The following is a 25,481-nucleotide window of genomic DNA, read 5'->3' as shown; positions in this document are numbered from 1 at the left end:
ACTACTGATTCATACGTGTCGCTTTCATTTCTTCGTGAAGAACATGTAAACTCTTTTCAAGAAAATCAACTTCTTCTTGCGAGAAGTCAGTTAAGATATTCTCTAAGTAGTCTTGACGTTTTTTAATTACTTCCTCAATAATGGTACGACCTTTATCTAACAAATGAATCCGAACGACGCGCCGGTCATTTTTATCTTTCACTCGTTCAACAAGCTCATTCTTTTCCATTCTATCCACTAAGTCTGTAGTCGTACTACATGCTAGGTACATTTTATTTGAAAGTTCACCTATCGTCATATCACCATATTCATTTAACCATTGCAACGCAACAAATTGTGGTGGAGTAATCGGAAATTGCGTTAAGATTTCTCGCCCCTTTTGCTTAACCATTTCTGATACTCTTCGTAATGAACGTTCTATTTGTTCAATTTGGCGATCATCCATATCAACGCACCTCCAATAATACTAATTATATCTATTCTCTTCATTGTCCCCTGTTTTTTTTCGAAAAGCAAGTCTATTATGTGACAATTTCAGCACGAAAAAAGGAGGGGTCTAAAAAGGATATACATGACCTTTTTAGACCCCTCAAAAATAAATACCATCTACTTCTACTTCATAAAGGTCTCGCGAACTTGTTTCTCTACTTCATCCGCTGTATCTAAGTTAAGCATTTCAGCTGAAAATGACGCTAGTTCTTCCTTAGAAAGAGCAAGCAATTGATTTCGAGCAGGTAATATAGAAGTAGCACTCATACTAAACTCATCCAAACCTAAACCAAGTAATAGCGGAATTGCTACTTCATCTCCAGCCATTTCACCGCACATTCCTGCCCATTTCCCTTCGGCATGAGCTGCATCTACAACCATTTTCACAAGTCGTAAAATAGCAGGGTGATACGGTTGGTATAAATATGAGACACGTTCGTTCATACGGTCAGCTGCCATTGTATATTGAATTAGATCATTTGTACCGATACTGAAGAAGTCAACTTCTTTAGCAAATAAGTCAGCTGCCACTGCTGTTGAAGGGATTTCAACCATCATTCCAATTTCGATGGCCTCAGAAACAGTTACCCCATCAGCAACTAGCTTGTCCTTTTCTTCAAGAAGCATCGCTTTCGCTTGACGGAATTCATCAAGTGTAGCGATCATCGGAAACATGATTTTCAAATTTCCAAATGCACTTGCGCGAAGAAGGGCACGTAATTGTGTACGGAAAATATCTTTTTCTTCTAAGCATAAACGAATAGCTCTAAATCCTAAAAATGGATTCATTTCTTTTGGTAAATCTAAGTATGGTAATTCTTTATCTCCGCCGATATCAAGCGTACGAATAACAACCGGTTTGCCTTCCATACGCTCGACTACTTCTTTATAAGCTTCAAACTGTTCTTCCTCTGAAGGAAGTTCCGTTCTACCCATATAAAGAAATTCAGTACGATACAAACCGATACCTTCAGCACCATTGTTGATAACACCCTCTAAATCCTTTGGTGTTCCAATGTTTGCTGCAAGCTCTACATGCATGCCGTCTTTTGTAGTCGTTTGTTCATTTACTAGCTTTGCCCATTCTGCCTTTTGTTTTGCAAAATCATCACGTTTTTGAGTGTATTCTGCAAGTTCCTCGTCAGTAGGGTCAACAATAACAAATCCTTCTAGACCATCCACAATCACAATCATGCCTGTTTGAATCTTCGCAGTGACTTCTTTTGCTCCAACGACTGCAGGTATTTCTAATGACCTAGACATAATTGCTGAGTGAGACGTACGTCCGCCAATATCAGTAGCAAATCCTTTAATAAATACAGGATTCAATTGCGCAGTATCTGAAGGAGTTAAATCCTCAGCAATAATCACCGTTTCTTCTGAAATGGTTGCTAGAGATTGTGTTTGAATACCAAGTAAGTGCCCTAGAACGCGCTTTGTTACATCTCGAATATCTGCTGCACGTTCTTTCATGTATTCATTATCCATATTTTCAAACATCGTAATGAACATCGTAGACACTTCGTTTAATGCATATTCAGCATTCTGCTTTTCATCAGTTATTTTTCCTTTAACAGCATCTACAAGTTCAGGATCACTTAAAACGAGTAAATGCGCAGCAAAGATCTCAGCTTTATCAGCACCTAAGTCTTTTTCTGTTTTATCTTTGATAACGGAAAGCTCTTCTTTCGACTTAGTTAAAGCCTCATCAAGACGACTAACCTCACTGGTTGGATCTTGTACTTCTTTTAACTCAATTGTCATATCAGGCTCTTCATGTACGAAAGCCTTCGCAATCGCCACACCAGAAGAAGCAGCGATACCCGTCAGTTTTTGCATTATTCTCCTAATCCTTCCTTAATAACTCCTTCAATTGCTTGTAGAGCTTCTTCAGCATCTGAACCTTCAGCTTTAACCGTAACCTCTGCTCCTTTGCCTACGCCTAAAGACATAACACCCATAATTGACTTAAGATTTACTGCTTTCCCTTTATAATCTAGGGTAATATCTGAAGAGAATTGACCTGCTTTGTTTACTAATTGTGTAGCTGGGCGTGCGTGAATTCCCGTCTCTGCTGTAATTAAAAATGTTTTTTCTGCCATAATAATCTACCTCTTTCTTTTTAGATAAATTTATTAAGAAAAAGGGATCTATCCCTTTTCTCTCTTACCTACTTCCCCCACTATCTGTACCTTAATCACGTTATATTGAAAAAGGCATGAGTAAAGAAACGCATATGCAGATAACAATGAGAGCGTACAACTATAGAGTACCCCAACTGAATCCCATATACACTTCCATACTCATGCCTGATCGAATCAGTAACACGTTATATTAAGTGCATTCATCTTAGAAGAATGTAATGTACAAGTACGAATGTAGGATTTAAACAATAATTAGTATAGCATAACTAATTTTTTATTTACAATAGATTAAATCATTGTTTTTGGAATTCATAAACGTTTTGTGTTTATTTTTTCATTAATTCGTAATCATGTTTGAAAAGCAATCATAAGTAGACCAAAGTGGATATATGCAAGAAGTTAATAATAATCCTCGAAATAAAACACGTAGTTATAGTTCTACACATATACTATCGAGACTAAAACCCTTCAATCGTGGGACTGAGTCCCCACATCGCTCTCAGCCCGAGCAAGAAGGAGTGAACTCATTGAAAGGAGCAGAATTCGGACCTAAACCTTTGCTTACGAAAAGGGAACGCGAAGTTTTCGAACTTCTTGTCCAAGACAAGACAACGCGTGATATTGCACAAGAACTTTTCATAAGTGAGAAAACCGTACGAAATCACATCTCTAATACGATGCAGAAGCTGGGAGTCAAGGGGCGCTCTCAAGCGGTAATCGAATTAATAAGACTAGGAGAACTTGAAATATAGGTACGCTAAAAATCTCAGCATTATTTCGTTGTTTCACCTAAGTTTTAGTCGTATCATATTTAGAATGAAGGTGACTCATCTTTTTGATAATTAATTCATTATCCTTTACTGACCTCACGTGCCATGCAATAGAAATTAGTCGATACACTCTCTATTATTGCATAGTGGAGGTCAGAAAGATGCAGTCACCTTCTTTCTTCTATTCTAATTCTTTTTCTAAAACCATTTTCATCTCATCATCCCACGGAATCGAACGACCTGTATTTTTGCTTATTTGGACAACCGTCCCTCTTCCTGTCAAACAAAATTCAGCATTTTCATTCACAACCATATAATGTAAATCAAGGGAAGAACGGCTAATATGATTGATATGAATTGATACTGATAATTTCTGATCAAACGTCATTTGTTTGATGTAATCACACTGCAAATCTGCTACGACAATCATCGTCTCATACCTAACAGAAGCCCATTTTTGCATGAAACCGAGATGTTTAAAAAACTCCATTCTCGCCTCTTCAAAGTAAACAAAGGCGCTTGTATTATTTACATGGCCAAAAGCGTCTGTTTCAGAGAATCTCACTTTCACTGGAATCGAAAAAATAAATTTTTCTTTCCACTCATTTATATTCTCTATATATGAGGGTATCTTCATTTCAAACCACATCCTTCTCTTACTAGTAAGAAGAAAGAGCCTGATCTCTAAGAGACCAGACCCCTATCTTACGCACCGAAAAAGTTTTTAAATGATTGTAAAGTCGTTGAGCGGTTTAATGCTGCAATTGACGTTGTAAGTGGAATCCCTTTAGGGCAAGACTGTACACAGTTTTGTGAGTTTCCACAGTTAGCCAGTCCACCTTCACCCATAATAGTCTCTAAACGTTCTTCTTTGTTCATTTCACCTGTTGGATGAGCATTAAACAAACGAACTTGTGAAAGCGGTGCTGGTCCGATAAAGTCAGCTTTGCTATTAACATTTGGACACGCCTCTAGACATACACCACATGTCATACATTTTGAAAGTTCGTACGCCCATTGACGCTTCGTTTCTGCCATACGTGGACCAGGTCCAAGATCATACGTTCCATCGATAGGAATCCACGCTTTTACCTTTTTTAGCGAATCAAACATACGGCTGCGATCAACCATTAAATCTCGAACGACAGGAAAAGTTTTCATAGGCTCAAGACGAATCGGCTGCTCAAGCTGGTCAACTAGCGCCGTACAAGATTGACGAGGCTTACCGTTAATAACCATTGAACAAGCCCCACAAACTTCTTCTAAACAATTCATGTCCCAGGCAACTGGAGTTGTTTGTTCCCCTTTTGTATTAACAGGGTTACGACGGAACTCCATTAATGCAGAAATGACGTTCATATTTTGACGGTACGGTACCTCAAACTCCTCAACATAAGGAGCACTATTCGGGTCATCTTGACGTGTTACATTGAATTTAATTGTTTTTTCACTCATGATTTAGCAGCTCCTTGCTTTTTTTGTGAGTAGTCACGTTTACGAGGCTTAATAAGTGACGTATCAACCTCTTCCCATGAAAAGTCAGGGCCATTTTTCGCTGGGTTAAATGTAGCCTTCGTTGTCTTCAAGAACTCTTCATCATTACGCTCTGGGAAATCAGGCTTATAATGAGCTCCACGGCTTTCATTTCGGTTGTAAGCTCCAAGCGTGATCACACGTGCCAAACTTAACATTCCGTCTAGCTGACGAGTGAATGAGGCACCTTGGTTGCTCCACTTCGCTGTATCATTGATATTAATGTTTTTAAAGCGTTCCATTAATTCTTGGATTTTCTCATCCGTTTTTTGTAGCTTATCATTGTAACGAACTACCGTTACATTATCTGTCATCCATTCACCTAGTTCTTTGTGAAGAATGTAAGCATTTTCTTTTCCATCCATCTTCATGATATCATCATAAGCTTGCTGCTCTTTCTTTGCTTCATTCTCAAATAAAGAAGTAGGCATAGCATCCGCTGTTTTGTCTAAGCCATTCATGTATTCAACCGCTTTAGGACCTGCCACCATTCCACCATAAATAGCTGATAGAAGTGAGTTTGCTCCTAATCTATTTCCTCCATGTTGTGAATAATCACACTCTCCGGCTGCGAACAATCCAGGGATGTTCGTCATTTGATCATAATCGATCCACATACCACCCATAGAATAGTGAACAGCAGGGAAAATTTTCATAGGCACTTTACGAGGATCATCACCCATGAATTTTTCATAGATTTCAATAATTCCACCTAGTTTGATATCAAGTTCTTTTGGATCTTTATGAGAAAGGTCAAGGTAAACCATGTTCTCACCGTTAATTCCAAGCTTTTGCTCAACACACACATCAAAGATTTCACGTGTAGCGATGTCACGAGGAACTAGATTTCCGTAAGCTGGATACTTTTCTTCTAAGAAGTACCAAGGCTTACCATCTTTATACGTCCATACTCGTCCACCTTCACCACGTGCAGATTCACTCATTAGACGAAGTTTATCGTCACCAGGAATCGCGGTTGGATGAATTTGAATAAATTCTCCATTTGCATAGTGAACCCCTTGTTGATATAACTTCGCTGCGGCATAGCCTGTATTAATTACGGAGTTAGTAGACTTACCAAAGATAATTCCAGGTCCTCCAGTAGCCATAATAACTGCATCACCTTGGAAGCTACGGATCTCTGATGATTTCAAATCTTGTGCTGTAATTCCACGACAGGTTCCCTCATCATCTACGATCGCTGAAGTGAATTCCCAGCCTTCGTACTTGGTAACAAGACCACTTACTTCGTGGCGACGAACTTGCTCATCAAGAGCATATAATAATTGCTGACCTGTTGTTGCACCTGCAAATGCTGTACGGTGATGTTGCGTTCCACCAAAACGACGGAAATCTAGTAAACCTTCTGGTGTACGGTTAAACATAACACCCATACGATCCATTAAGTGAATGATTCCCGGTGCCGCTTCTGTCATTGCTTTTACTGGAGGTTGGTTTGCTAAGAAATCCCCTCCATAAACTGTATCATCAAAGTGTTCCCAAGGAGAGTCACCTTCCCCTTTCGTGTTAACCGCTCCATTAATTCCACCCTGTGCACAAACCGAGTGCGAACGTTTTACAGGAACTAATGAGAATAGATCAACGGGTACACCTTTTTCTGCTGCTTTAATTGTCGCCATCAGACCAGCTAGTCCGCCTCCGACAACAATAATTCTTCCTTTACTCATATTGACCCACTCCTTAAATGTTTGCTAAGTCTGGATTAACGAATGCTAGAATAGCTCTAATACCAATGAATGTTAATACAAAGAAAACCGCGATCGTTACATATGTTGCAATTTGTTGTGAACGAGGTGTCACTGTAATTCCCCATGAAACTGCAAATGACCAAAGACCATTGGCAAAGTGAAACGTTGCAGCAACTACACCAACAATATAAAATGCAATCATAAATGGATTGCTGAAAATATCAGCCATCATGTCGTAGTTCACTTCTGCCCCAAAAGCTGCGGCAATTCTTGTTTCCCATACATGCCAAGCAATGAATATTAATAGAACTACACCAGAAATACGTTGTAATACAAACATCCAGTTACGGAAGAAGCCATAACGACTTGTATTGTTTTTTGCCTGGAAAGCAATATAAAGACCGTATATTGCGTGATAAAGTATTGGGATAAAAATAATAAAAATTTCTAGTGCATAACGGAAAGGCAAACTTTCCATGAAGTGAGAAGCTTGATTAAATGCGCTTGCTCCTCTTGTTGCAAAATGGTTTACTACTAAGTGTTGAATTAAAAATATTCCGATTGGAATCACACCTAGCAATGAATGTAACTTACGATTGAAATACTCTCGATTACCAGCCATACTTTTTTCCCCCCACAAATGTTTTGTCCTTCCAAACTTTTTAACACTATGATTTTTTTCTATCTTTTTTATTATATTGTAACCTTCCAATTTTAAATTAAAAGAAAATTGGAAAGTAACAATATTATGAAACTTTTAGTAAGTTTCTGTGAAAAAAATCCGACAAATTTATTGTACCCCCATCATGTACCCTCGTCAAGAAAACGTATACAAATCTTCAAGGTTTCAGATAGAGAAAAAAGCCCTTCCATGAGGGCTTTTGAGATATTTTAGTGAATTTATCCAATAATAATTCTTTCCGTTGGATATTTGAAATGTGTTTTTGTTTCCCTTTTTCTAATTGAGAATAAAAATGCTATTAATCCAACTCGTCCAATAAACATAAGAATCATTAGTACGAACTGACTTGGAAATGACAGATTAGGCGTAATCCCCATTGACAAACCACATGTTCCAAACGCTGAAGCTGTTTCAAAGATAATAGAGATTAAACTGATTTGACTTCTCCCTTCAAAGGCAGCTATCAATGTGACAGCCGCAAATAGCATGATTAGGAATACCGATAGAACAATAAATGCTTTTTGTCGATCCTCAGGGTGTATTTCTCTCCCAAAAACTTTTACATCGTCTTTCCCTAGCGCAAAACTACGAATCGTTAAAAACATGACAGCAACGGTAGTCGTTCGTATTCCTCCACCTACACTAGAAGGACTTGCTCCAATAATCATAAGTCCAGAAATAAAAAGCAAGGTTCCAATATTTAATTCTGAAACATCCATAATCGCAAGCCCACCACTTCTAGCTGTTGCCGAATTAAATACGGAATAAAACAATTGCTGGTGCCATTCTAACCCAATGTAATAATGTCCAGTCTCTAACGCCCATATACCGATAATACCGATAATAAACACGGCAAAATAAGTCGTTGTTGTAATTTTCGTAAACAAACTAAACTTAAAATTATTATTTCTTTTTGAGAAGTACTCTCTTAGTTCTAATAAAACTGGGAACCCAATTGCCCCAGCAAAAATCAACAAAATGACAACAAACTGCACGTAATAATCATTTACAAACGGAAGAAGGGATTCCCCTGTCACATCAAACCCAGCATTCGTAAATGCACTTAATGATGCAAACGCTCCTTGGTAATAAGCTTGTCCAACCGTATCAAAATAACGGATAAAATAAGTGCCAAGTATAAGCGCACCAACTAATTCAATGATCAAAGCGACAAATAAAATTCCTCGCATCAAATTAACAAGACCTGAAAACGTATTTTGATTTTGGTCAACCATTATAAGCATGCGTTGCGAAAGGTTAATTTTTCGACCAAATAGCATCCATACAAACGTCCCCATTGTCATAATTCCAATTCCACCTAGTTGAATGGCCAATGCAAGAAAGATAATTCCTATGTAACTGTATGTTTCAGGAACATTGACAACCGTTAATCCGGTAACACTTACCGCACTAACAGATGTAAATAAAGCCTCTGAATACGAAACATCTACCCCTGGCAGATGAGAGATTGGTAAATATAACAATATGCTAAAGACAAACATTGCAATAATATAGGCGATAATAATAACCCTAAATGGGGAAAGGAATTGATTTAGACCTGATTTCATGTGATACGTACCTCCGTGTTCATTCGCGCTTAAGTATATCATTTAAGAAACAGCAAGGCTAGAATCACAAGGAAATGAATTCCAAGGTCCTAAAGTCACCTCCTGATAATCTTTTCACATCACAGCTTACCTAATTTGATCTTCTTTTCTCCTTATCGTAAATTGATGATTGTTAATTTTGCTTGTACGCTATTGCAACATCGTTTATGATCAAAACTATAAGAGAAGCAGCACGCAATTGTTTCTTACAAGCAAACAACAGACCCTATTTTATTCGTTAATATTACGCCAATTTCTCCATTGGCTACATAACGTTAAATCACTTGACATACGAACTAGTCATTACTAACAAGAGGATGGAAGAGGTGCATCACCCGATGGAAGTAGAAACAAAACTATTTGGATATGATTTAATTCGCAACGATGTGTTAAAAGATTTACTAGGTAAAGACCATGATACGATTCTTTATTGGGTTGGAAAGTCTCTTGCACGTAAATACCCGGTTTTGACAGTGGAAGAACTAATCACTTTTTTTGAAGAAGCGAATTGGGGAACACTCTCAAGACTTAAAGAAAAGAAACAAGAGCAACTTTTTGAACTTAGTGGTCCATGGATGAACAAATCGGATCAACGTTGTTACCAGCTAGAAGCCGGTTTCCTAGCCCAACAAGTGGAAACTTGGAACAAGTGTATCTCTGGTGCGACATATACCGAAAAAAAAGGCACAATCCTTATCAAAGTCGAAACAGACAAAAAAGACACCGTTTGAATAAGAAAAACGATGCGGCTTTCTTTTGAAGCAATGTGTAGAACTATGACTTAAATCGTTTAGGTGTGCTCTTCTCCAAAGAAGCACGCATCGCAGGGCTATTGTCCTACTTCGAGTAACAAAAAAGACCTCTTTGAACAAACCTTCACCGTTTAAATCATTATTCACACTTATTATTTTCTTACCTAAAAAACAAACGCAAACCTCGGAGCATTTCTTATCAAGCAAAAATATAGACGAAAAGGCATCGAACCTTTTCGTCTATCTCATTACCAAAAGGGGCTGACAGTTTTGGCATAAGGTTAAACTGTAACAACCTCTCGTACTTCTCCTGCTAATTGAAAATGCTCATGAAGCATTTCCACTGCAAGAACCATGTCTACTTCTTTCACAACAACAGACACTTTTATCTCTGACGTACTCACCATTTTTACGAATACATCATTCTGTGCAAGTACTTCAAACATTTTTGCAGCGACACCAGGGTTAGAGACCATACCTGAACCAATGATTGAAACCTTAGCAAGTCCTTCCTCAAAAGAAACATCGGCAAATTGTAAATTATCTTTTGACTTTTCTAAAACTACAAGTGTCTCCTTTAAGGAGCTTTGTGTAATCGAAAATGAGATGTTTACGTGCTCATCATCATATTGATTTTGAATGATAATATCAACATTCACTTGATTTTCTGATAGCTTCGTAAATAATTTTGGTAATGTATCAATGCGGTTTGGTAAGCCCCTCACTGTCACTTTCGTCACATCATTCTCAAATGCAATACCACGTACGACCAAATTTTGTTCCATTGAAACTTCCTCCTCGATTAACGTACCACAAACTTCTTCCATACTCGATGCCACCATTAGTGGCACTTTATAATTTTTCGCAAATTCCACTGCACGCGGATGCAACACTCCCGCACCAAGGTTCGCCATCTCTAACATTTCATCGTATGAAATAGAGTGTAATTTTCTTGCTTTCTTCACATAACGTGGATCAGTGGTAAATACCCCTGTTACATCTGTATAAATATCACAGCGACTAGCTTTTAATGAAGCAGCTAGAGCGACTGCAGTTGTATCTGAGCCCCCGCGTCCGAGCGTTGTAATTTCACTATTCTCACTTATGCCTTGAAAGCCTGCTACAATAACTACTTTTCCTTTAGCAAGCTCTGCTTCTACTCGTTCATTGTTAATAGATGAAATTCTTGCATTGCCATGACTCGCTTCCGTTACCATGCCAGCTTGCCATCCCGTCAATGAAACAGCTTCAATTCCACACTCATGAAGCGCCATTGTTAATAAAGAGATCGTAACTTGCTCTCCTGTTGAAAGAAGCATATCCATTTCTCTCTTACTCGGGGTGCCGGTAATTTGATTTGCTAATGATACAAGTTCATCCGTTGATTTCCCCATTGCAGATACGACAACAATAAGTTCATGGCCCTCTTTAACAGACTGTTCCACTCTTGATGCCACATGCTTGATTCTCTCTACTGATCCTACTGATGTTCCGCCATATTTCTGTACTATCCTTGCCATTTTCCGCGTCCTCTCCTTATTCCTCACGGGGATAATGGAATGCAAAAAAGCAACAATAAGGAAAACCCCTCACTGTTGCTAGTCATACCAGTCCGGTACCACACTGCTCCCTTGTTCTCTCGTGAGATAGTTCTCCACATACCAATTGGGTGTAGGCATGTGACAGCCCTATGCTTCTTCAACATAGGTCCAGCACAAGAAAGATGAGACTGTTCTTGCACTTCGGCGAATTCCCCTTTCAACTTTCATCAACGGTTCTCATACCTCCGAAAGTGTACTCTTAGTCTTCGCTCCTCTACCAATCACTTCATTTGAAGTGTGGCATATTCAATTGATTTACATTTTAGCAAAGGATTTAAAAACACGCAAGAGAGATTTATAAACAAAAAGGGACGACCTTTCCTTTTTGTTTATAAATCGAAGCAATGTGCGGAGCCGACGTTATCTTTTAAGCCTTTTGAGCGCTTTTCTCAAAAGGCGCACGGCGTGTGGAGCCATTGCCGCAGGTTCGCACTCTTTATGATTAAAGGGACGACCTTTAAGGCCACTAAAAAAGGTTGCTTTTTACCTTTTCAGCGGCCTCCGATTTTTCCCTTTTTGTTATAACTTTTACCCTTTTTCTTTTAACGTCTCAATAATCGTCTCTGCTACTTTTTCTGGAATCGCAAGCTGTGTTAAATCTTCAACCGTCGCTTCTTTTATTTTTTTCACTGATCCAAAGTGTTTTAAAAGCTGACGTTTTCGCTTTTCTCCAACTCCAGGAATATCATCGAGCGCTGATTTGAAAAATGTCTTACTGCGAGTTTGTCGATGAAACGTAATTGCAAATCGGTGCACTTCATCTTGAATTCGTTGCAGCAAATAAAATTCATGACTGTCACGTTTAAGTGGTACGAGTACAGGCGGATCTCCCATCAACAATTGTGATGTTCGATGCTTTTCATCTTTTGCTAGTCCACAAACTGGAATTGATAAACCAAGTTCATCGGCAATCACTTCTTGGGCGACTGCAATTTGCCCTTTTCCACCATCAATAACAATGAGATCAGGTAAAGGGAGAGACTCCTTTAACAGCCGAACATAACGCCGTCGAATCACTTCACGCATCGATCCATAATCATCTGGGCCTTCTACTGATTTTATTTTGTATTTCCGATAATCTTTTCTACTTGGTTTACCATCAACAAATGAAACCATTGCTGAAACTGGGTCTGTTCCTTGTATATTCGAGTTATCAAACGCTTCGACTCGATAAGGAGTAGCAATACCCATTGCTTCTCCTAACCGTTCAACTGCTTTAATCGTTCTTTCTTCATCTCGTTCAATTAACGAAAATTTGTCTTTCAATGCAATCGCAGCATTTTGATTCGCAAGATCAAGTAACTCTTTTTTCTTTCCTCGTTTCGGGTGATGTGCCCTCACTTCTAATAATTGTTCCATCAATTCCAAGTCTACATCATCTGGTAGTATAATTTCTGTCGGTTTAATATGTTCTTTTTTCATATAAAATTGCCCTATAAACGTCATTAAGTCTTCTGGGGCATCTTTATAAAAAGGAAAAATCGAAACATCGCGTTCAATCAATTTCCCTTGTCGAATAAAGAACACTTGAACACACATCCAGCCTTTATCGTACGAAAATCCGAATACATCACGATCAACGAGATCACCAATCATCATTTTTTGCTTCTGAATGACCGTATCCATATGTTGAAGCGTATCACGAATTTCCTTTGCACGCTCAAAATTCATTTCTTCAGCAGCTTTCATCATTTTCTCAGTAAGCTGTCCTTTAATTTCATCATGACCAGAACGAAGAAATTTCGTTATCTCTTGAACCAACACTTGATTCTGCTCTTTCGAAACCTCAGCCACACATGGTGCTAAACACTGACCAATGTGATAATAGAGACATACTTTATCGGGGAGTGTTCGACATTTCCTTAATGGATAAAGACGATCAAGGAGCTTCTTTGTCTCATTAGCAGCCCCTGCATTTGGATAAGGTCCAAAATACTTGCCTCCATCTTTCTTTACTTGTCTTGTTGTAATAAGTCTCGGGTGGTCTTCATTCGTAATTTTTAGATAGGGGTATGATTTATCATCTTTTAACATGACATTGTACTTCGGATCGTGCTTTTTTATTAAATTCATTTCTAGAATTAACGCTTCAATGTTTGACGATGTAACAATATATTCAAAGTCGGCAATTTCACTAACAAGACGCTGTGTCTTGCCATCATGTGATCCTGTAAAATAAGACCGAACTCGGTTTTTCAATACTTTTGCTTTTCCTACATAGATGATCGTACCCTGGCGATCCTTCATTAAATAGCAGCCAGGCTGATCTGGAAGAATTAATAATTTCTCTTTAATCTGGCTCATCCCATTTCCACCTCTCTTTCTATTGTTTATCCAAAAGAGCTTGAAATGCAAGTCAGAAAAACTGGAAGTAGTAAAACAAAAAAACTACTTCCTCAAAGAGAAAGCAGTTCCTTATCTTAGTTTACGTTTAAAAGCCTTTTATAGATGTTTATTAAGCAGTTCAGCTAATGCTTCTTTTGGTTGGAAACCAACAACTTGATCAACCACTTGACCATCTTTAAAAACAAGAAGTGTGGGGATACTCATAACGCTGTACTTTCCAGCTGTTTCTTGATTTTCATCTACATCAAGTTTAGCAATTTTTACTTTATCGCCCATTTCAGAATCTAACTCTTCAAGGACTGGAGCAATCATTTTACAAGGTCCGCACCACGGTGCCCAGAAATCTGCAAGTACAACACCTTCACTAGTTTCAGATGCGAATGTTTGATCAGTTACTTTTACGATCGCCATATTTATAGCCTCCTCATGTTTTACTTTTTGAATTCAAAACGATTATACCAAACAGTTTTCCTGCTGGCGAATAAGTTGCTTGAGAAAATTCGAATCTCCCTTAAAAAAGCTTGGAAATATCTTTAGTTACGTGTAGTTTTATTTAAAAGTGTGTCGACACTTCTTACATTTCTACCTTTCATACTTTCCCCTATTGCCTCTTTGTCATTCGCCTGTGATTAATAGGCGGCAATGAAAAAGAGAAGGTCTTCACCTCCTCCTTGACAGTTATTAGTTTGATACTAAGCTGTTTTTTAATTCTTGCGTTAATATCGGGACAATTTCAAACAAGTCTCCAACGATACCATAATCAGCCACTTCAAAGATCGGCGCTTCTGGGTCTTTATTAATGGCAACAATGACCTTCGAATTCGACATTCCTGCTAAGTGCTGAATAGCGCCTGAAATACCAATCGCAAAATATAGGTCAGGAGTAACAACTTTCCCTGTTTGACCAATTTGAAGTCCATAATCGCAGTAGTCGGCATCACAAGCTCCACGCGAGGCTCCAACAGCACCACCTAGTAGGTCTGCGAGTTCTTTTAGGGGTCCAAATCCTTCTTTGCTCTTTACACCACGCCCTCCAGCTACAATGACGTTGGCTTCTGATAAGTCAACACCACCCGTTGCTTTACGAACAACATCACGTATCGTCGTTCTAAGGTCCTTTATATCAACTGTCAAAGTAGAGACATCGCCGCTGCGAGAAGGATCTATGTCAAGTGCTGCTATGTTGTTTGGACGAATTGTCGCAAACACTACTCCTTCATTTACTTTCTTCTTTTCAAAAGCTTTCCCCGAGTAAATAGGCCTAGTAAATATAGGTTTACCAGCTTCTACTTCAATTGCAACAGCATCTGATATCAAACCTGCGTTAGCTTTCATCGCAAGACGAGGCGTAACATCTTTTCCTATAGCGGTATGTCCAAGTATAACCACTTCAGGATTTTCTACATCGAATACTTGCAACAATGCTTGTTGATACGCATCAGTCGTATAACTTTTTAAGTCTTTATGATTGACCACAACGACACGATCAGCTCCATAGTGAATCAGTGTTTCAGATAAACCGCTTACATTTTCACCTAACAAGACACCGACAACTTCCCCACCGTCAGCCACTGTCTTACCAGCTGCAATCGCTTCAAATGAAACATTCCGTAATTCTCCATCTCGAACTTCCCCGACGACCACTATTTTTTTAGCCATGAATACCCCTCCTATTTATATGTGTATAAAGCCCATTGTTACTAATTATCCAGCGCTTCGCTTATTGCGGTCTCTGATTTATCCAAAAGGGAAAAACGCCCTTCTTGATTTTCGAATAATTTCTCACTGAGAAATTTAGGCAATGGCTTCACTCGCTGCACGTTTACTATGAGAAAATCACTCATAGTAGACTTAAAACCTTGCAGCGGCTTCGCTCATTGCGGTCTCTGATTTATCCAAAAGGGAAAAACGCCCTTTTGGATAAATCTCTTATATTACTTTCGCTTCAGTTTTAAGTAATGAGACAAGCGCTTTTACTTGAGTTGCTGCATCACCTTTGAGAATCTTTCCAGCTTGCTTTTCAGGAGGCAAGAAGATTTCCACTGTTGTTGTTTTGGCTTCTACATCATCTTCTTCTAGATCAAGGTCATCTAAATCTAACCTTTCTAATGGCTTTTTCTTCGCCTTCATTATCCCTGGCAAAGACGGATACCTCGGTTCATTTAACCCTTGTTGAGCCGTCAATAACACAGGAAGTTCAACTTCAATCGTTTCCTCATCGCCCTCTACATCTCTTCGAATCGTAGCGACTCTACCTTGAACTTCTACCTTTGTAATCGTGGTTACTTGTGGAATGGCTAACAGTTCTGCCACTCTAGGTCCAACTTGACCAGATCCACCATCAACAGCGACATTTCCAGCTAACACAATGTCCAATTCTTGATCTTTTAAATAAGTTGCAAGAAGAGTTGCTGTTGTATATTGATCGAGCTCATCTACCTCTTCACTATCAATTAAAACAGCTTTATCAGCTCCCATTGCTAGTGCTGTGCGAAGCTCTTTCTCAGCTTCTTCTTCTCCAACTGTAATAACTGTAACCTCTCCACCATGTTTATCACGTAGTACAATTGCTTCTTCAATTGCGTATTCATCGTATGGATTGATAATAAACTCTGCTCCGCTATCATCAATTCGATCACCACTAATTGTAATCTTCTCTTCTGTATCAAAAGTGCGTTTCATCATGACAAATATATTCATATTCGTCCCTCCTAATAAAAGTAATGTTCAATGTACTAGACATTTCTTACTTATTAAATGTTGGTGAACGCTTTTCAATAAAGGCAGCAATTCCTTCCTTTCCATCAGGAGAATCAAATACTTGACCGAATAACTCGGCTTCACGAATCGAACCCTCTTTATGGGATCGTGGATAATTGTAACGTAATAGTTCAAGGGTAGCCTTAACAGATTCTCTGCTTTTCTCAGCAATTTTCTTTGCAAGCTTTTTGGCTTCTTCTAAGAGAACATCCTCGGAATAAACTTGATTAACAAGCCCAACCATTTTCGCTTCAGAACCGGTAATCGGATCGCTCGTTAACAGCATTTCTGTCGCTTTAGCTGTTCCAACAAGATGAGGGAGGCGTTGACTTCCAGAAAAACCTGGGATTAGACCGAGTTGAAGTTCTGGTAACCCAAGCTTAGCATCCTCCGTTGCTAGTCTCATATGACATGCCATCGCAAGCTCTAACCCACCTCCCAAAGCTGCTCCGTGTATGCAAGCTATAATTGGTTTCTGAAATTCTTCGATTCGATCAAACAATTGTTGACCATTTCGTGCCATCTTTGCGAATTCTGCTCCATTTTTCACACTTGTAAATTCTTTAATGTCAGCCCCGGCTGCAAAAAATCGTCCTTTGCCATATAATAAGAGAACGTGAACGTCTTCATTGCCTTCCAATTCAGAAAGTACTTGATCAAGTTCTATTAGGACAGCACTTGAAAGAGCATTTGCTGGCGGCTTTTCTAACGTAATGACAGCAACCCTTTCTTCAACTTTCACAGTGAAAAATTGCACATTCTTCGCTCCTCTCCCAATCGTTATGCACGAAACCCACGCATGAGCATTTTGTGTACTGGTTTCGCTGATGATTCTAAATTATATTTACAATCTTTCATTACCCAATTTGTCACAACCTCATCTAATGTACCAAAAACCATTTGACGAGCTAGACGATTATCAAGATCTGCTTGGAAATAGCCGCTGCTTTTTCCTTCCGTTAATAATTCTTCTAGCAATAGCAGGTAATCTTTTAAAATCTCATTAATCTTCTGACGAAGCTCTGTATTTGACTGGCGTAATTCAAGCTGTGTGACAATCGCAAGGTGTTTGTCTGCTTGGAGCTGTTCAAAGTGCATCGTGATTAAAAGTAAAAATTTTTCCTCGATCGATAAGTTTGGAGTCATGCGGTCACGAATTTTACGAACGAAATCACCCATTTTCTCTTCAAATAACGATGTCAATATATCTTCTTTGTTCTCAAAATATAAGTAGATGGTCCCATCAGCCACTCCAGCCTCTTTAGCAATTTTTGATACTTGTGCTTGATGGTACCCATGATTAGCAATCACTTTCACAGCTGCTTCTATAATCTGGTTGTATTTAGGTCCTTTTTTCTTTCCCACTGTCGTCTCTCCTTTTCAATGAATGAATATTCATTCATACCTTTTATTTTAGTTAAAAAGAATGAGACTGTCAATGACCTACCTTAAATATTAGAAAAATTCACCCTAATTTCTTTTCTTCTTCAACTAACACTCTTTTTAAAATCTTCCCTACCATCGTTTTCGGTAGTTCCTTTCTAAACTCATACTTACGCGGGACTTTGTAAGCCGCTAGATATTTCCGACAATAGGCATTTAATTGCTCTTCTGTCAAACTAGCCCCTTCTTTTTTCACAATAAATACCTTCACTGTCTCTCCACGGTATTCATCTGGAATGCCTATAGCAACGGCTTCTTGTACGTCTGAATGGTTATAGAGCACCTCCTCAATTTCACGAGGATAAATGTTGAATCCTCCAGCTATTATCATATCTTTTTTACGATCGACAATATAAAAGAAACCATCTTCATCCATATATCCCATATCACCAGTTAAGAGCCAATTATCTTTCATAACGGCATCTGTTTCTTCTGGACGATTCCAATAGCCCTTCATGACTTGAGGACCTCGTACGGCCAATTCGCCTACTACGCCTACTTTTGCAGGTTCTCCTGAATCCATCGACAAAATGATAGCGTCTGTATCTGGCCAAGGCAAACCAATGCTCGCTTTCCTCCGCTCTCCTCAAACCAAATTACAATGAGTAACTGGAGCAGCTTCAGTTAAACCATACCCTTCGACTAGCTTCCCTCCTGTAAGCTCCTCAAATCGCTCCTGTATTTCAAATGGCAGCGATGCCGAGCCGCTTATGCATGTTTTAATTGAAGATAAGTTATAGTTTGTAATATCTGGATGATTAATTAATCCGATATACATAGTCGGCGCACCTGGGAAAGACGTAATTTTCTTTTCCTCGATAATCTTTAATACTTGTTTCGGTTCAAAGCGAGGAACTATGTACAATGTATTCCCCATGATTAAATTTAAATTCATACATGCTGTCATGCCATAGACGTGAAAGAAAGGAAGCACTGCAAGAGCTCTTTCTTTTCCTTCTTCCATTTTGTACATCCAATGGCGTGTTTGAAGAGTGTTTGCAATGACATTTTCATGAGTTAGCATCACTCCTTTTGCCACTCCTGTTGTCCCACCTGTATACTGCAAGAGAGCTAAATCTTCTTTTGGGTCAATCTGAACAGTTGGCCTTTTATCTACCCCAGTACTGACTAGCTTTACAAATAGATGTGTCGTTTCATTATACTCGACGTTGATTTTCATCCCCGTGTTCTTTTTTTGAATAAATGGATAAAGCAAATTTTTTGGAAAGGGGAGGTAATCTTTGATAGCGGTTACAAGAATGTGTTCGAGTACAGTTGAATTCTTTACTTTCATCACTTTCGAATACAATAAATCAAGACAAATCATCATCTTTGCACCTGAATCAACTAATTGATGCTCGATTTCTCTTTCCACATACAAAGGGTTTGTTTGAACAACAACTCCTCCTGCCATTAATGTTGCAAAATAAGCAATTACTCCTTGAGGACAGTTTGGTAGCATAATAGCTACTCGATCCCCTTTTTTCAAACCTAATAATTGCAGATTGTTTGAAAACCGTCTGACAGATTGATCAAATTCCTGATACGTTAGTGATTTCCCTAAGAATTCAAGGGCCAAATGATTCGGAAAACGTTTGGCAGCTTCCTCTACCAATTCATGTAAACCTACTGCTGGGTATTCAATTGTAGTTGGAATTTTATCATGATAATGTGTTATCCACCGTTTCTCAATTACATTAATCAAACAAATACCCTCCTTAAACTCTCCTTTCAAATAAAAGCTATCCTCTCTTCTCTATTGTAATGAATATCCATTCATTTTCCTATAGCTTTTTACTATTTTTAAAAAAAATTCATTCTAACTCATAGGTTTCAGAGTTTTTTCTTGTGAAATACTAGTTAATGAGGTGATTTATGATGAAACACTTGTTTTATTTAGTTGTGCTTTCTTGTCTTCTACTCTTTGGATGTCAGTTAGAAAATCTGACTAAACCAAGTCCTACTGATGATAACGAAACTGTGTCAATTCCTGATGTAGAAGAAGAAGCAGAGCAAGGTGAGCGAGACGGTGAGATGAAAGAAGGTGAAATTTCTTTAACTGAAATCATCCATACATATCAACCCTTTACTGATTATGATATGTATCATGAGGGAACTGGTTTAGGTGAAGGGATGACCTTTCTTGCAACGAACGAACCATTTGTTCTCGCCCATGGACATCAAGGGCAAGCAGTAGCCTTTTATCGAATTCTAGAAATAGTTGAAGAGGAAAATAAGGTTGCCATAACGCATGATTATAGAGAAGAAAGTGAAGAATTTGAATCGATTCATAGCCAACTCGAGAATGGTATTTCTGCATTTGAAATACTTGAACAATACAAGGTTAAAGAACCGAATGCAGACATCGAATATTTTTCATCTACAAATGAGCGCGATAAAGTAACACTTACAGATGGTCAAGAACTTACAACCCTTCCTGTTCGAGTAGATGATACCATTTACCATTTCGCCAAGGACCATGGGCTCGTTCAAATCCATTACAAAAGTGACAGTGTGATTGAGATGTTTGGTGAAGAACAAATAGCCCAGCAGAATCCTCATTTATAAGAACAAATCCGCAAAGCGGTTTTGTTTGAAAGCTTTGAATATACTTTCACTGATCTACAGGTTAAGATCGTTTTTAATTTCCTTTACAAAAACGAAGGTCTGCCCCGTTTTTTGGGACAGACCTATTACTTTTACTCATTAATGACTGTTTGTTCTAATGCTTGCTTTTGTTTCTCTTCTTCTACAAGTACGCGACGAAGGATTTTTCCAACTAATGTTTTTGGTAGTTCATCACGAAATTCATATAACCTTGGTACTTTAAATGCTGCTAGGTGCTTTCGGCAATAGTCATTTAATTCTTTCTCCGTAAGAGAACTACCTTCTTTTCGGACAATAAACGCTTTTACCGTCTCTCCGCGATACTCATCAGGCACTCCAATTATAACCGCTTCTTGAACTGCCTCATGTTCATATAACACTTCCTCAATCTCTCTAGGATAGATATTAAATCCACCCGCGATGATCATATCCTTTTTTCGATCAACGATATAAAAATAACCTTCTTCATCCATGTACCCCATGTCGCCTGTAAGAAACCAATCATCTTTAAATACTTTTGCCGTTTCTTCTGGGCGGTTCCAATAGCCTTTCATGACTTGAGGCCCTCGTATCGCAATCTCTCCTACTTCACCAATATCGGCTCGTTCTCCTGTTTCTGCCGATATTATAACCGCTTCTGTGTCAGGCCAAGGCAGACCAATACTTCCCGACTTGCGTTTTCCCCAAATTGGTGTTGCTATGGCAACAGGGGATGTTTCGGTTAATCCATATCCTTCAACAAGTTTTCCGCCAGTTAGCTCTTCAAATTTCTGCTGTACTTCTAACGGCAAAGGGGCTGCTCCACTTAAACATGCTTTGATCGATGATAAATCATGGTCTTTAATATCAGGGTGATTGATAAGAGCAATATACATCGTTGGAGCTCCTGGAAACAACGTAATTTTCTCTTTTTCAATTGCTTTCAAGACATCTTTCGGTTCAAATTTTGGCAGAATAACCGTTGTATACCCATTCATAATACCTAAATTCATACTTACGGTCATTCCGTACACATGAAAAAATGGCAAAGCCGCTAAGCCCTTTTCTTCTCCAGCAGTTGTCTTATATGTCCAATGAATACATTGGATCGTATTCACGACAAGGTTTTGATGAGTGAGCATAACTCCTTTGGCTGGTCCTGTTGTTCCGCCAGTATATTGAAGAAGGGCTAAATCACAGACAGGATCCACCTCAACCTTCACGTCCGTTGTTTTTCCTACCTTTATAAAAGGTTTAAAGGACATTGTATGTTTATCGTAGACAACATCAACTTTTATGCCAGTTTTTTTCTTTTGAACAAGCGGATAGAGTAAGTTTTTGGGAAATGGTAGATAGTCTTTAATGCTCGTGACGATGACATACTCTAGATTCGTTTTCGACCGTACTTTTTGCACTTTGGGAAATACAAGATCTAGACAAACGATGACTTTTGCTCCTGAATCAATCAATTGATGCTCCAGCTCTCGCTCTACATAAAGAGGGTTTGTCTGAACAACGATAGCACCAATCATGAGTGCTCCATAATAACTAATAACTCCTTGTGGACAGTTTGCGAGCATAATCGCAACACGATCCCCCTTTTTTACACCAATAGATTGTAATTGATTAGCAAACCTCTTTGCTTCGGTGTATAGTTCGGTAAAGGTCATTTCTTTGCCTAAAAAATGAAGAGCAACATGGTTTGGATAGTTCTTTGCTGATCTTTGCAAATAATCATGTAAACAGTTCTCATCATACTCAATGGAGTGTGGCACTTCCTCAGGATACTGATCAAGCCAAATCTTATCAATCGTTGTCATTGCTATCTCCTCCTCACCAAAATAAGCTTACTCCTTTCTCATAGTTCAATCTCCTCTACCTCCATTCTATTGTAATCGCTTACAATATTGAATCATTTTTTTTGAAAATTCCGCTCTTTCGTCAAATTTCAATTAAAATAGTGCAATCTCACACAAAATTCCCTTCTGCAGGCTCTTGATTTAATATGAATTATTGAAAAAGCAGACCACATTGTCGTAGTCTGCCAAAAAAATATTGTTACTTTTGCACTAGCTTCTTTTTTATGGAGCATAAAAAATCATAAATATGATGCCCGCTAAAATAAATACCCCACAACTGACATATAAAATTTTCATTAATAACTCCACTACTTATAACTCCTTTTCCTGTGTTCAAGAAATCATACTTCACTTAGAATTAAACCATTTACTAGCGTCCAATAATACTTGCTCCTATAACATAAGATAAGCCAACCGATATGATCATAGCAATGAAGCCAACTGCACGATTATCACGTTGAATTTCCTCATCAACCTTGAAGCTTGGAGTTAAAAATTCAAACATAAAATAACTAAACAGCAATAAGAGAAACCCGAGTACTCCCCACCCAAGCATGGTGAGAAGAGAATCTGAATGCTCAATTGAATGCCTGAAAATATTAGCCATCCCAAAGATCTTTCCTCCCGTTGCTAGAGCTACGGCAATATTCCCATTTTTAATTTCATACCAGTTTCGATAGCTTGTTACGATTTCAAAAATCGCTAAAAATAAAATAAGAGCAAGCAAAGAAACACTATAATAGGCTATTGTTCGAATCCATTCATATTCAAATAATACGTCCATTCGTTTTCGCCTCTCTTATTTTAATTCAACCACGGTGTTTCCGAGTCCGCCTTCATTCATTCCTCCATCACGCTCACCTTTAACTTGCGGGTGCTTTTTAAGTAACTGCTTTACCCCTTTACGAAGAGCCCCACTCCCTTTACCGTGAATGATTGAAACTTGATGATAACCAGCGAGCAACGCATCATCGATGTATTTTTCGACAAGGAGCATGGCTTCTTCAAATCGCTTACCACGTAAATCCAATTCAGATTTCACATGAGATTCCCCGCCCCGAATCATGGCAAGAGGTTTCGTTTCAACTGGCTTTGGTCGATCAAGAAGTTGTAGGTCATCTTTCTTTACTTTCATTTTCATGATACCCATTTGTACTTGGAATTCATTGTCATTGATTTTGTCTACGACAAACCCTTTTTGACCAAAACTAAGTACTTTGACTTCATCTCCAGCTTGAATCTTCTGGTTGGATTTAGCCGCGTCTTTCTTTATTTTCTTTTGCTTAGAAGTTAATTTTGGTGTAGCTTGCTCCAAGTGTTTCTTTGCATCAATAATCTGATGTTCTTTAACAGAAAGGCCTTCTTTTTGCATTTCCCGAAGTTCTAAAATAATAAGCTCTGCTTCTTCCTTTGCATTTTTAACAGCTTTCTCAGCCTTTTCTTCTGCTTCTCTAAAGATTCGTTCCTTCTCCTCTTCTAAACTCTCTAATTCTTTAATGAGATCAGCTCGTAGCTTTTCCGCTTCTAGTCGGAGTGATTCTGCTTCCTCTCTCTCACTTTCAGCTGATTTTTGACTTGTTTCAAGAGAAGAAATCATTTTCTCAATTTGATTTGTTTCGCTGTCAATTTGCTCTTTTGCTTTTTCGATCACTCTTTCATCAAGTCCAAGTCTTCTTGAAATCGCAAATGCATTGCTTCGTCCTGGAACTCCTATTAATAGACGATAAGTCGGTCTTAACGTTTCAACATTAAATTCTACACTAGCATTAATCGCTCCTTCACGATTATAAGCATAGCCTTTTAACTCGCTGTAGTGTGTTGTTGCAACAACGCATGCTCCGCGGTTATAAACGTCATCTAAAATAGAAATGGCTAGAGCAGCCCCTTCCGTTGGGTCTGTCCCTGCTCCTAATTCATCAAAGAGAACCAAACTTTGAAAATCAACTTTATCTAAAATGTCCACTATGTTCGTCATATGAGAAGAGAATGTACTTAAGCTCTGCTCAATTGATTGTTCATCGCCAATATCAGCAAACACCTGTTTAAAAACAGCCACTTCAGACTCTTCTTCAACTGGCACATGTATACCTGCTTGTGCCATAAGAGTAAGCAAACCAACCGTCTTTAAAGTGACCGTCTTTCCTCCTGTATTTGGACCTGTAATAATTAAGGAACGATATTGGCCACCAAGTTCAACATCAATAGGAACGACTTCATCCTCTTCTAATAATGGATGGCGTGCCTTTTTTAAATACATAAAGCCATCTTCATTTAATATTGGTTCTGTTGCTTTTATTTGCTTAGCATACCTTGCTTTGGCAAAGATAAAATCAAGAACTGCAAGAACAGTGAGGTTATGCAAAAGGAAATCTGCCACTTCAGCTACTTGAGTCGAAAGCAGAGCTAAAATACGTTCAATCTCTAGCTTTTCTTTGACTTTCGCTTCACGTAATTGATTGTTTAGTGTCACGATTGCTTGCGGCTCGATAAAAAGCGTTGCTCCAGAACCAGATTGGTCATGAACGATTCCTCCAAATGAACTTCGATACTCTTGTTTCACCGGAATCACAAAGCGATCATTTCGGATTGTCACGATAGCGTCTGATAACATTTTCTGTGTACTAGAAGATCGCGTGATGCTCTCTAATTTCGAACGGACGGAGGATTCATAACTTCGAACTTGTTGACGAATCGTTCGAAGTTCTGAGCTAGCCGAATCAAGTACATGGCCATTATCATCTATGCATTGCTTAATTTCACGTTCAACGTCCGTTAATGGCTCGATTTGCTCTGCATACTCATTAAGAAGTGGTAAAGCAATCTCCTCTTCTTCTACCATTGTATGGATAAACTTCTTGAGTCTACGTCCTCCATAAATCGTACTTGCAATCGCGATTAACTCCGTTGCAGAAAGTGCTCCGCCTACTTTTGCCCTCTTCGCATTTGCTGCCACATCTGTAATTCCACCAAGTGGTGCCTGCCCCTTTAATCTTAGAACTTTCGTCCCCTCTGCTGTTTCCTGCTGCCATTTGCGAACTTCTTCTATATTGGTAGACGGTTTTAATGCTTCAATTTTCTGTCTTCCTAGAGAAGATGACACATGGTCGAGCAGTTGTTTCTTCATTTTTTCGAATTCTAACACTCGTAATACTCGTTCCATTTACGTAACTCCTTCACCTTTTTAAGGACCAACTCATACT

21 protein-coding genes, 1 pseudogene and 1 riboswitch are annotated in these 25,481 nt (G+C 38.6%); of the genes and pseudogenes, 3 read left to right on the top strand and 19 right to left on the bottom strand.

Annotated elements, in window-relative coordinates; genetic code table 11:
• Position 1: 1 nt before the first annotated feature.
• From SLH51_RS04210 to SLH51_RS04200, 3 genes are all read right to left on the bottom strand, one after another.
• Positions 2 to 445 (bottom strand): MarR family winged helix-turn-helix transcriptional regulator, encoded by a 444-nt coding sequence (locus tag SLH51_RS04210; RefSeq protein ID WP_335959348.1) that lies wholly within the window; start codon positions 443 to 445, stop codon positions 2 to 4.
• A gap of 167 nt (positions 446 to 612) precedes the next feature.
• The gene (ptsP, locus tag SLH51_RS04205) at positions 613 to 2,328 is read right to left on the bottom strand and encodes a phosphoenolpyruvate--protein phosphotransferase (RefSeq protein WP_335959346.1); all 1,716 of its coding nucleotides are present in this window, start codon (positions 2,326 to 2,328) and stop codon (positions 613 to 615) included.
• A complete protein-coding gene (locus tag SLH51_RS04200; RefSeq protein ID WP_335959345.1) occupies positions 2,328 to 2,591 on the bottom strand; it encodes a phosphocarrier protein HPr in 264 nt (87 codons plus the stop codon). The genes ptsP and SLH51_RS04200 overlap by 1 nt, the downstream gene beginning before the upstream one ends.
• A 569-nt stretch (positions 2,592 to 3,160) precedes the next feature.
• Here SLH51_RS04200 and SLH51_RS04195 point away from each other — a divergent pair.
• Positions 3,161 to 3,385, top strand: a complete 225-nt coding sequence (locus tag SLH51_RS04195; RefSeq protein ID WP_210595076.1) for a helix-turn-helix domain-containing protein — start codon at positions 3,161 to 3,163, stop codon at positions 3,383 to 3,385.
• Between the two features lie 199 nt (positions 3,386 to 3,584).
• On the opposite strand, the gene SLH51_RS04190 is transcribed toward SLH51_RS04195, so the two are convergent.
• The 5 genes from SLH51_RS04190 to SLH51_RS04170 all read right to left on the bottom strand — a co-directional run bounded on the left by SLH51_RS04190 (position 3,585) and on the right by SLH51_RS04170 (position 8,895).
• The gene (locus tag SLH51_RS04190) at positions 3,585 to 4,040 is read right to left on the bottom strand and encodes an acyl-CoA thioesterase (RefSeq protein WP_335959343.1); all 456 of its coding nucleotides are present in this window, start codon (positions 4,038 to 4,040) and stop codon (positions 3,585 to 3,587) included.
• Between the two features lie 68 nt (positions 4,041 to 4,108).
• Complete coding sequence (gene sdhB, locus SLH51_RS04185; protein ID WP_335959342.1) at positions 4,109 to 4,858, bottom strand: succinate dehydrogenase iron-sulfur subunit; 750 nt, start codon at positions 4,856 to 4,858, stop codon at positions 4,109 to 4,111.
• Positions 4,855 to 6,624 carry a succinate dehydrogenase flavoprotein subunit gene (sdhA, locus tag SLH51_RS04180; RefSeq protein WP_335959341.1) on the bottom strand — a complete coding sequence of 590 codons (1,770 nt, stop codon included), beginning with the start codon at positions 6,622 to 6,624 and terminating at the stop codon, positions 4,855 to 4,857. The genes sdhB and sdhA overlap by 4 nt, the downstream gene beginning before the upstream one ends.
• 13 nt (positions 6,625 to 6,637) lie before the next feature.
• Positions 6,638 to 7,267: a succinate dehydrogenase cytochrome b558 subunit gene (locus SLH51_RS04175; protein ID WP_335959339.1), complete on the bottom strand. Its 630-nt coding sequence runs from the start codon at positions 7,265 to 7,267 to the stop codon at positions 6,638 to 6,640.
• A gap of 278 nt (positions 7,268 to 7,545) precedes the next feature.
• Entirely contained in the window at positions 7,546 to 8,895 is a 1,350-nt protein-coding gene (locus tag SLH51_RS04170) for a TrkH family potassium uptake protein (RefSeq protein WP_335959337.1), read from the bottom strand.
• A gap of 377 nt (positions 8,896 to 9,272) precedes the next feature.
• Between SLH51_RS04170 and SLH51_RS04165 the strand changes: the two genes are divergently transcribed.
• Complete coding sequence (locus tag SLH51_RS04165; protein ID WP_335959336.1) at positions 9,273 to 9,665, top strand: YslB family protein; 393 nt, start codon at positions 9,273 to 9,275, stop codon at positions 9,663 to 9,665.
• Between the two features lie 302 nt (positions 9,666 to 9,967).
• On the opposite strand, the gene SLH51_RS04160 is transcribed toward SLH51_RS04165, so the two are convergent.
• The 8 genes and pseudogenes from SLH51_RS04160 to SLH51_RS04125 all read right to left on the bottom strand — a co-directional run bounded on the left by SLH51_RS04160 (position 9,968) and on the right by SLH51_RS04125 (position 19,541).
• Positions 9,968 to 11,206, bottom strand: coding sequence for an aspartate kinase (locus SLH51_RS04160; protein ID WP_335959335.1), 1,239 nt, complete (start codon positions 11,204 to 11,206; stop codon positions 9,968 to 9,970).
• Between the two features lie 119 nt (positions 11,207 to 11,325).
• Positions 11,326 to 11,512, bottom strand: a riboswitch (Lysine riboswitch).
• Positions 11,513 to 11,815: 303 nt separating this feature from the next.
• Entirely contained in the window at positions 11,816 to 13,591 is a 1,776-nt protein-coding gene (uvrC, locus tag SLH51_RS04155; RefSeq protein ID WP_335959333.1) for an excinuclease ABC subunit UvrC, read from the bottom strand.
• A gap of 138 nt (positions 13,592 to 13,729) precedes the next feature.
• Positions 13,730 to 14,044, bottom strand: a complete 315-nt coding sequence (gene trxA, locus SLH51_RS04150; protein ID WP_332689662.1) for a thioredoxin — start codon at positions 14,042 to 14,044, stop codon at positions 13,730 to 13,732.
• Between the two features lie 270 nt (positions 14,045 to 14,314).
• Entirely contained in the window at positions 14,315 to 15,292 is a 978-nt protein-coding gene (locus tag SLH51_RS04145) for an electron transfer flavoprotein subunit alpha/FixB family protein (protein WP_335959332.1), read from the bottom strand.
• 270 nt (positions 15,293 to 15,562) lie between these two features.
• The gene (locus SLH51_RS04140; RefSeq protein ID WP_335959330.1) at positions 15,563 to 16,333 is read right to left on the bottom strand and encodes an electron transfer flavoprotein subunit beta/FixA family protein; all 771 of its coding nucleotides are present in this window, start codon (positions 16,331 to 16,333) and stop codon (positions 15,563 to 15,565) included.
• A gap of 46 nt (positions 16,334 to 16,379) precedes the next feature.
• Positions 16,380 to 17,150: an enoyl-CoA hydratase gene (locus SLH51_RS04135; protein WP_335959328.1), complete on the bottom strand. Its 771-nt coding sequence runs from the start codon at positions 17,148 to 17,150 to the stop codon at positions 16,380 to 16,382.
• A 23-nt stretch (positions 17,151 to 17,173) separates the two neighbouring features.
• The gene (locus SLH51_RS04130; protein WP_335959326.1) at positions 17,174 to 17,758 is read right to left on the bottom strand and encodes a TetR/AcrR family transcriptional regulator; all 585 of its coding nucleotides are present in this window, start codon (positions 17,756 to 17,758) and stop codon (positions 17,174 to 17,176) included.
• Positions 17,759 to 17,858: 100 nt separating this feature from the next.
• A pseudogene (locus tag SLH51_RS04125) lies at positions 17,859 to 19,541 on the bottom strand (AMP-binding protein).
• Between the two features lie 170 nt (positions 19,542 to 19,711).
• On the opposite strand from SLH51_RS04125, the gene SLH51_RS04120 reads away from it, so the two are divergent.
• Positions 19,712 to 20,404: a hypothetical protein gene (locus SLH51_RS04120; protein ID WP_335959324.1), complete on the top strand. Its 693-nt coding sequence runs from the start codon at positions 19,712 to 19,714 to the stop codon at positions 20,402 to 20,404.
• A gap of 131 nt (positions 20,405 to 20,535) precedes the next feature.
• Here the strand turns inward: SLH51_RS04120 and SLH51_RS04115 are convergent, their stop codons facing one another.
• The 3 genes from SLH51_RS04115 to SLH51_RS04105 form a co-directional block, all read right to left on the bottom strand.
• A complete protein-coding gene (locus tag SLH51_RS04115) occupies positions 20,536 to 22,242 on the bottom strand; it encodes a long-chain-fatty-acid--CoA ligase (protein ID WP_335959322.1) in 1,707 nt (568 codons plus the stop codon).
• A gap of 409 nt (positions 22,243 to 22,651) precedes the next feature.
• Positions 22,652 to 23,065 carry a DUF350 domain-containing protein gene (locus tag SLH51_RS04110; protein WP_335959321.1) on the bottom strand — a complete coding sequence of 138 codons (414 nt, stop codon included), beginning with the start codon at positions 23,063 to 23,065 and terminating at the stop codon, positions 22,652 to 22,654.
• 15 nt (positions 23,066 to 23,080) lie between these two features.
• Positions 23,081 to 25,441: an endonuclease MutS2 gene (locus SLH51_RS04105; RefSeq protein WP_335959319.1), complete on the bottom strand. Its 2,361-nt coding sequence runs from the start codon at positions 25,439 to 25,441 to the stop codon at positions 23,081 to 23,083.
• Between the last annotated feature and the right edge of the window lie 40 nt (positions 25,442 to 25,481).

Origin of the sequence: Halalkalibacter kiskunsagensis (genome assembly GCF_037027555.1) — a bacterium.
Classification (GTDB): Bacteria; Bacillota; Bacilli; order Bacillales; family Bacillaceae_D; genus Halalkalibacter; species Halalkalibacter kiskunsagensis.
The sequence above is the reverse complement of the archived record's forward strand: the minus strand, read 5'-3'. Positions and strand labels throughout refer to the sequence as shown.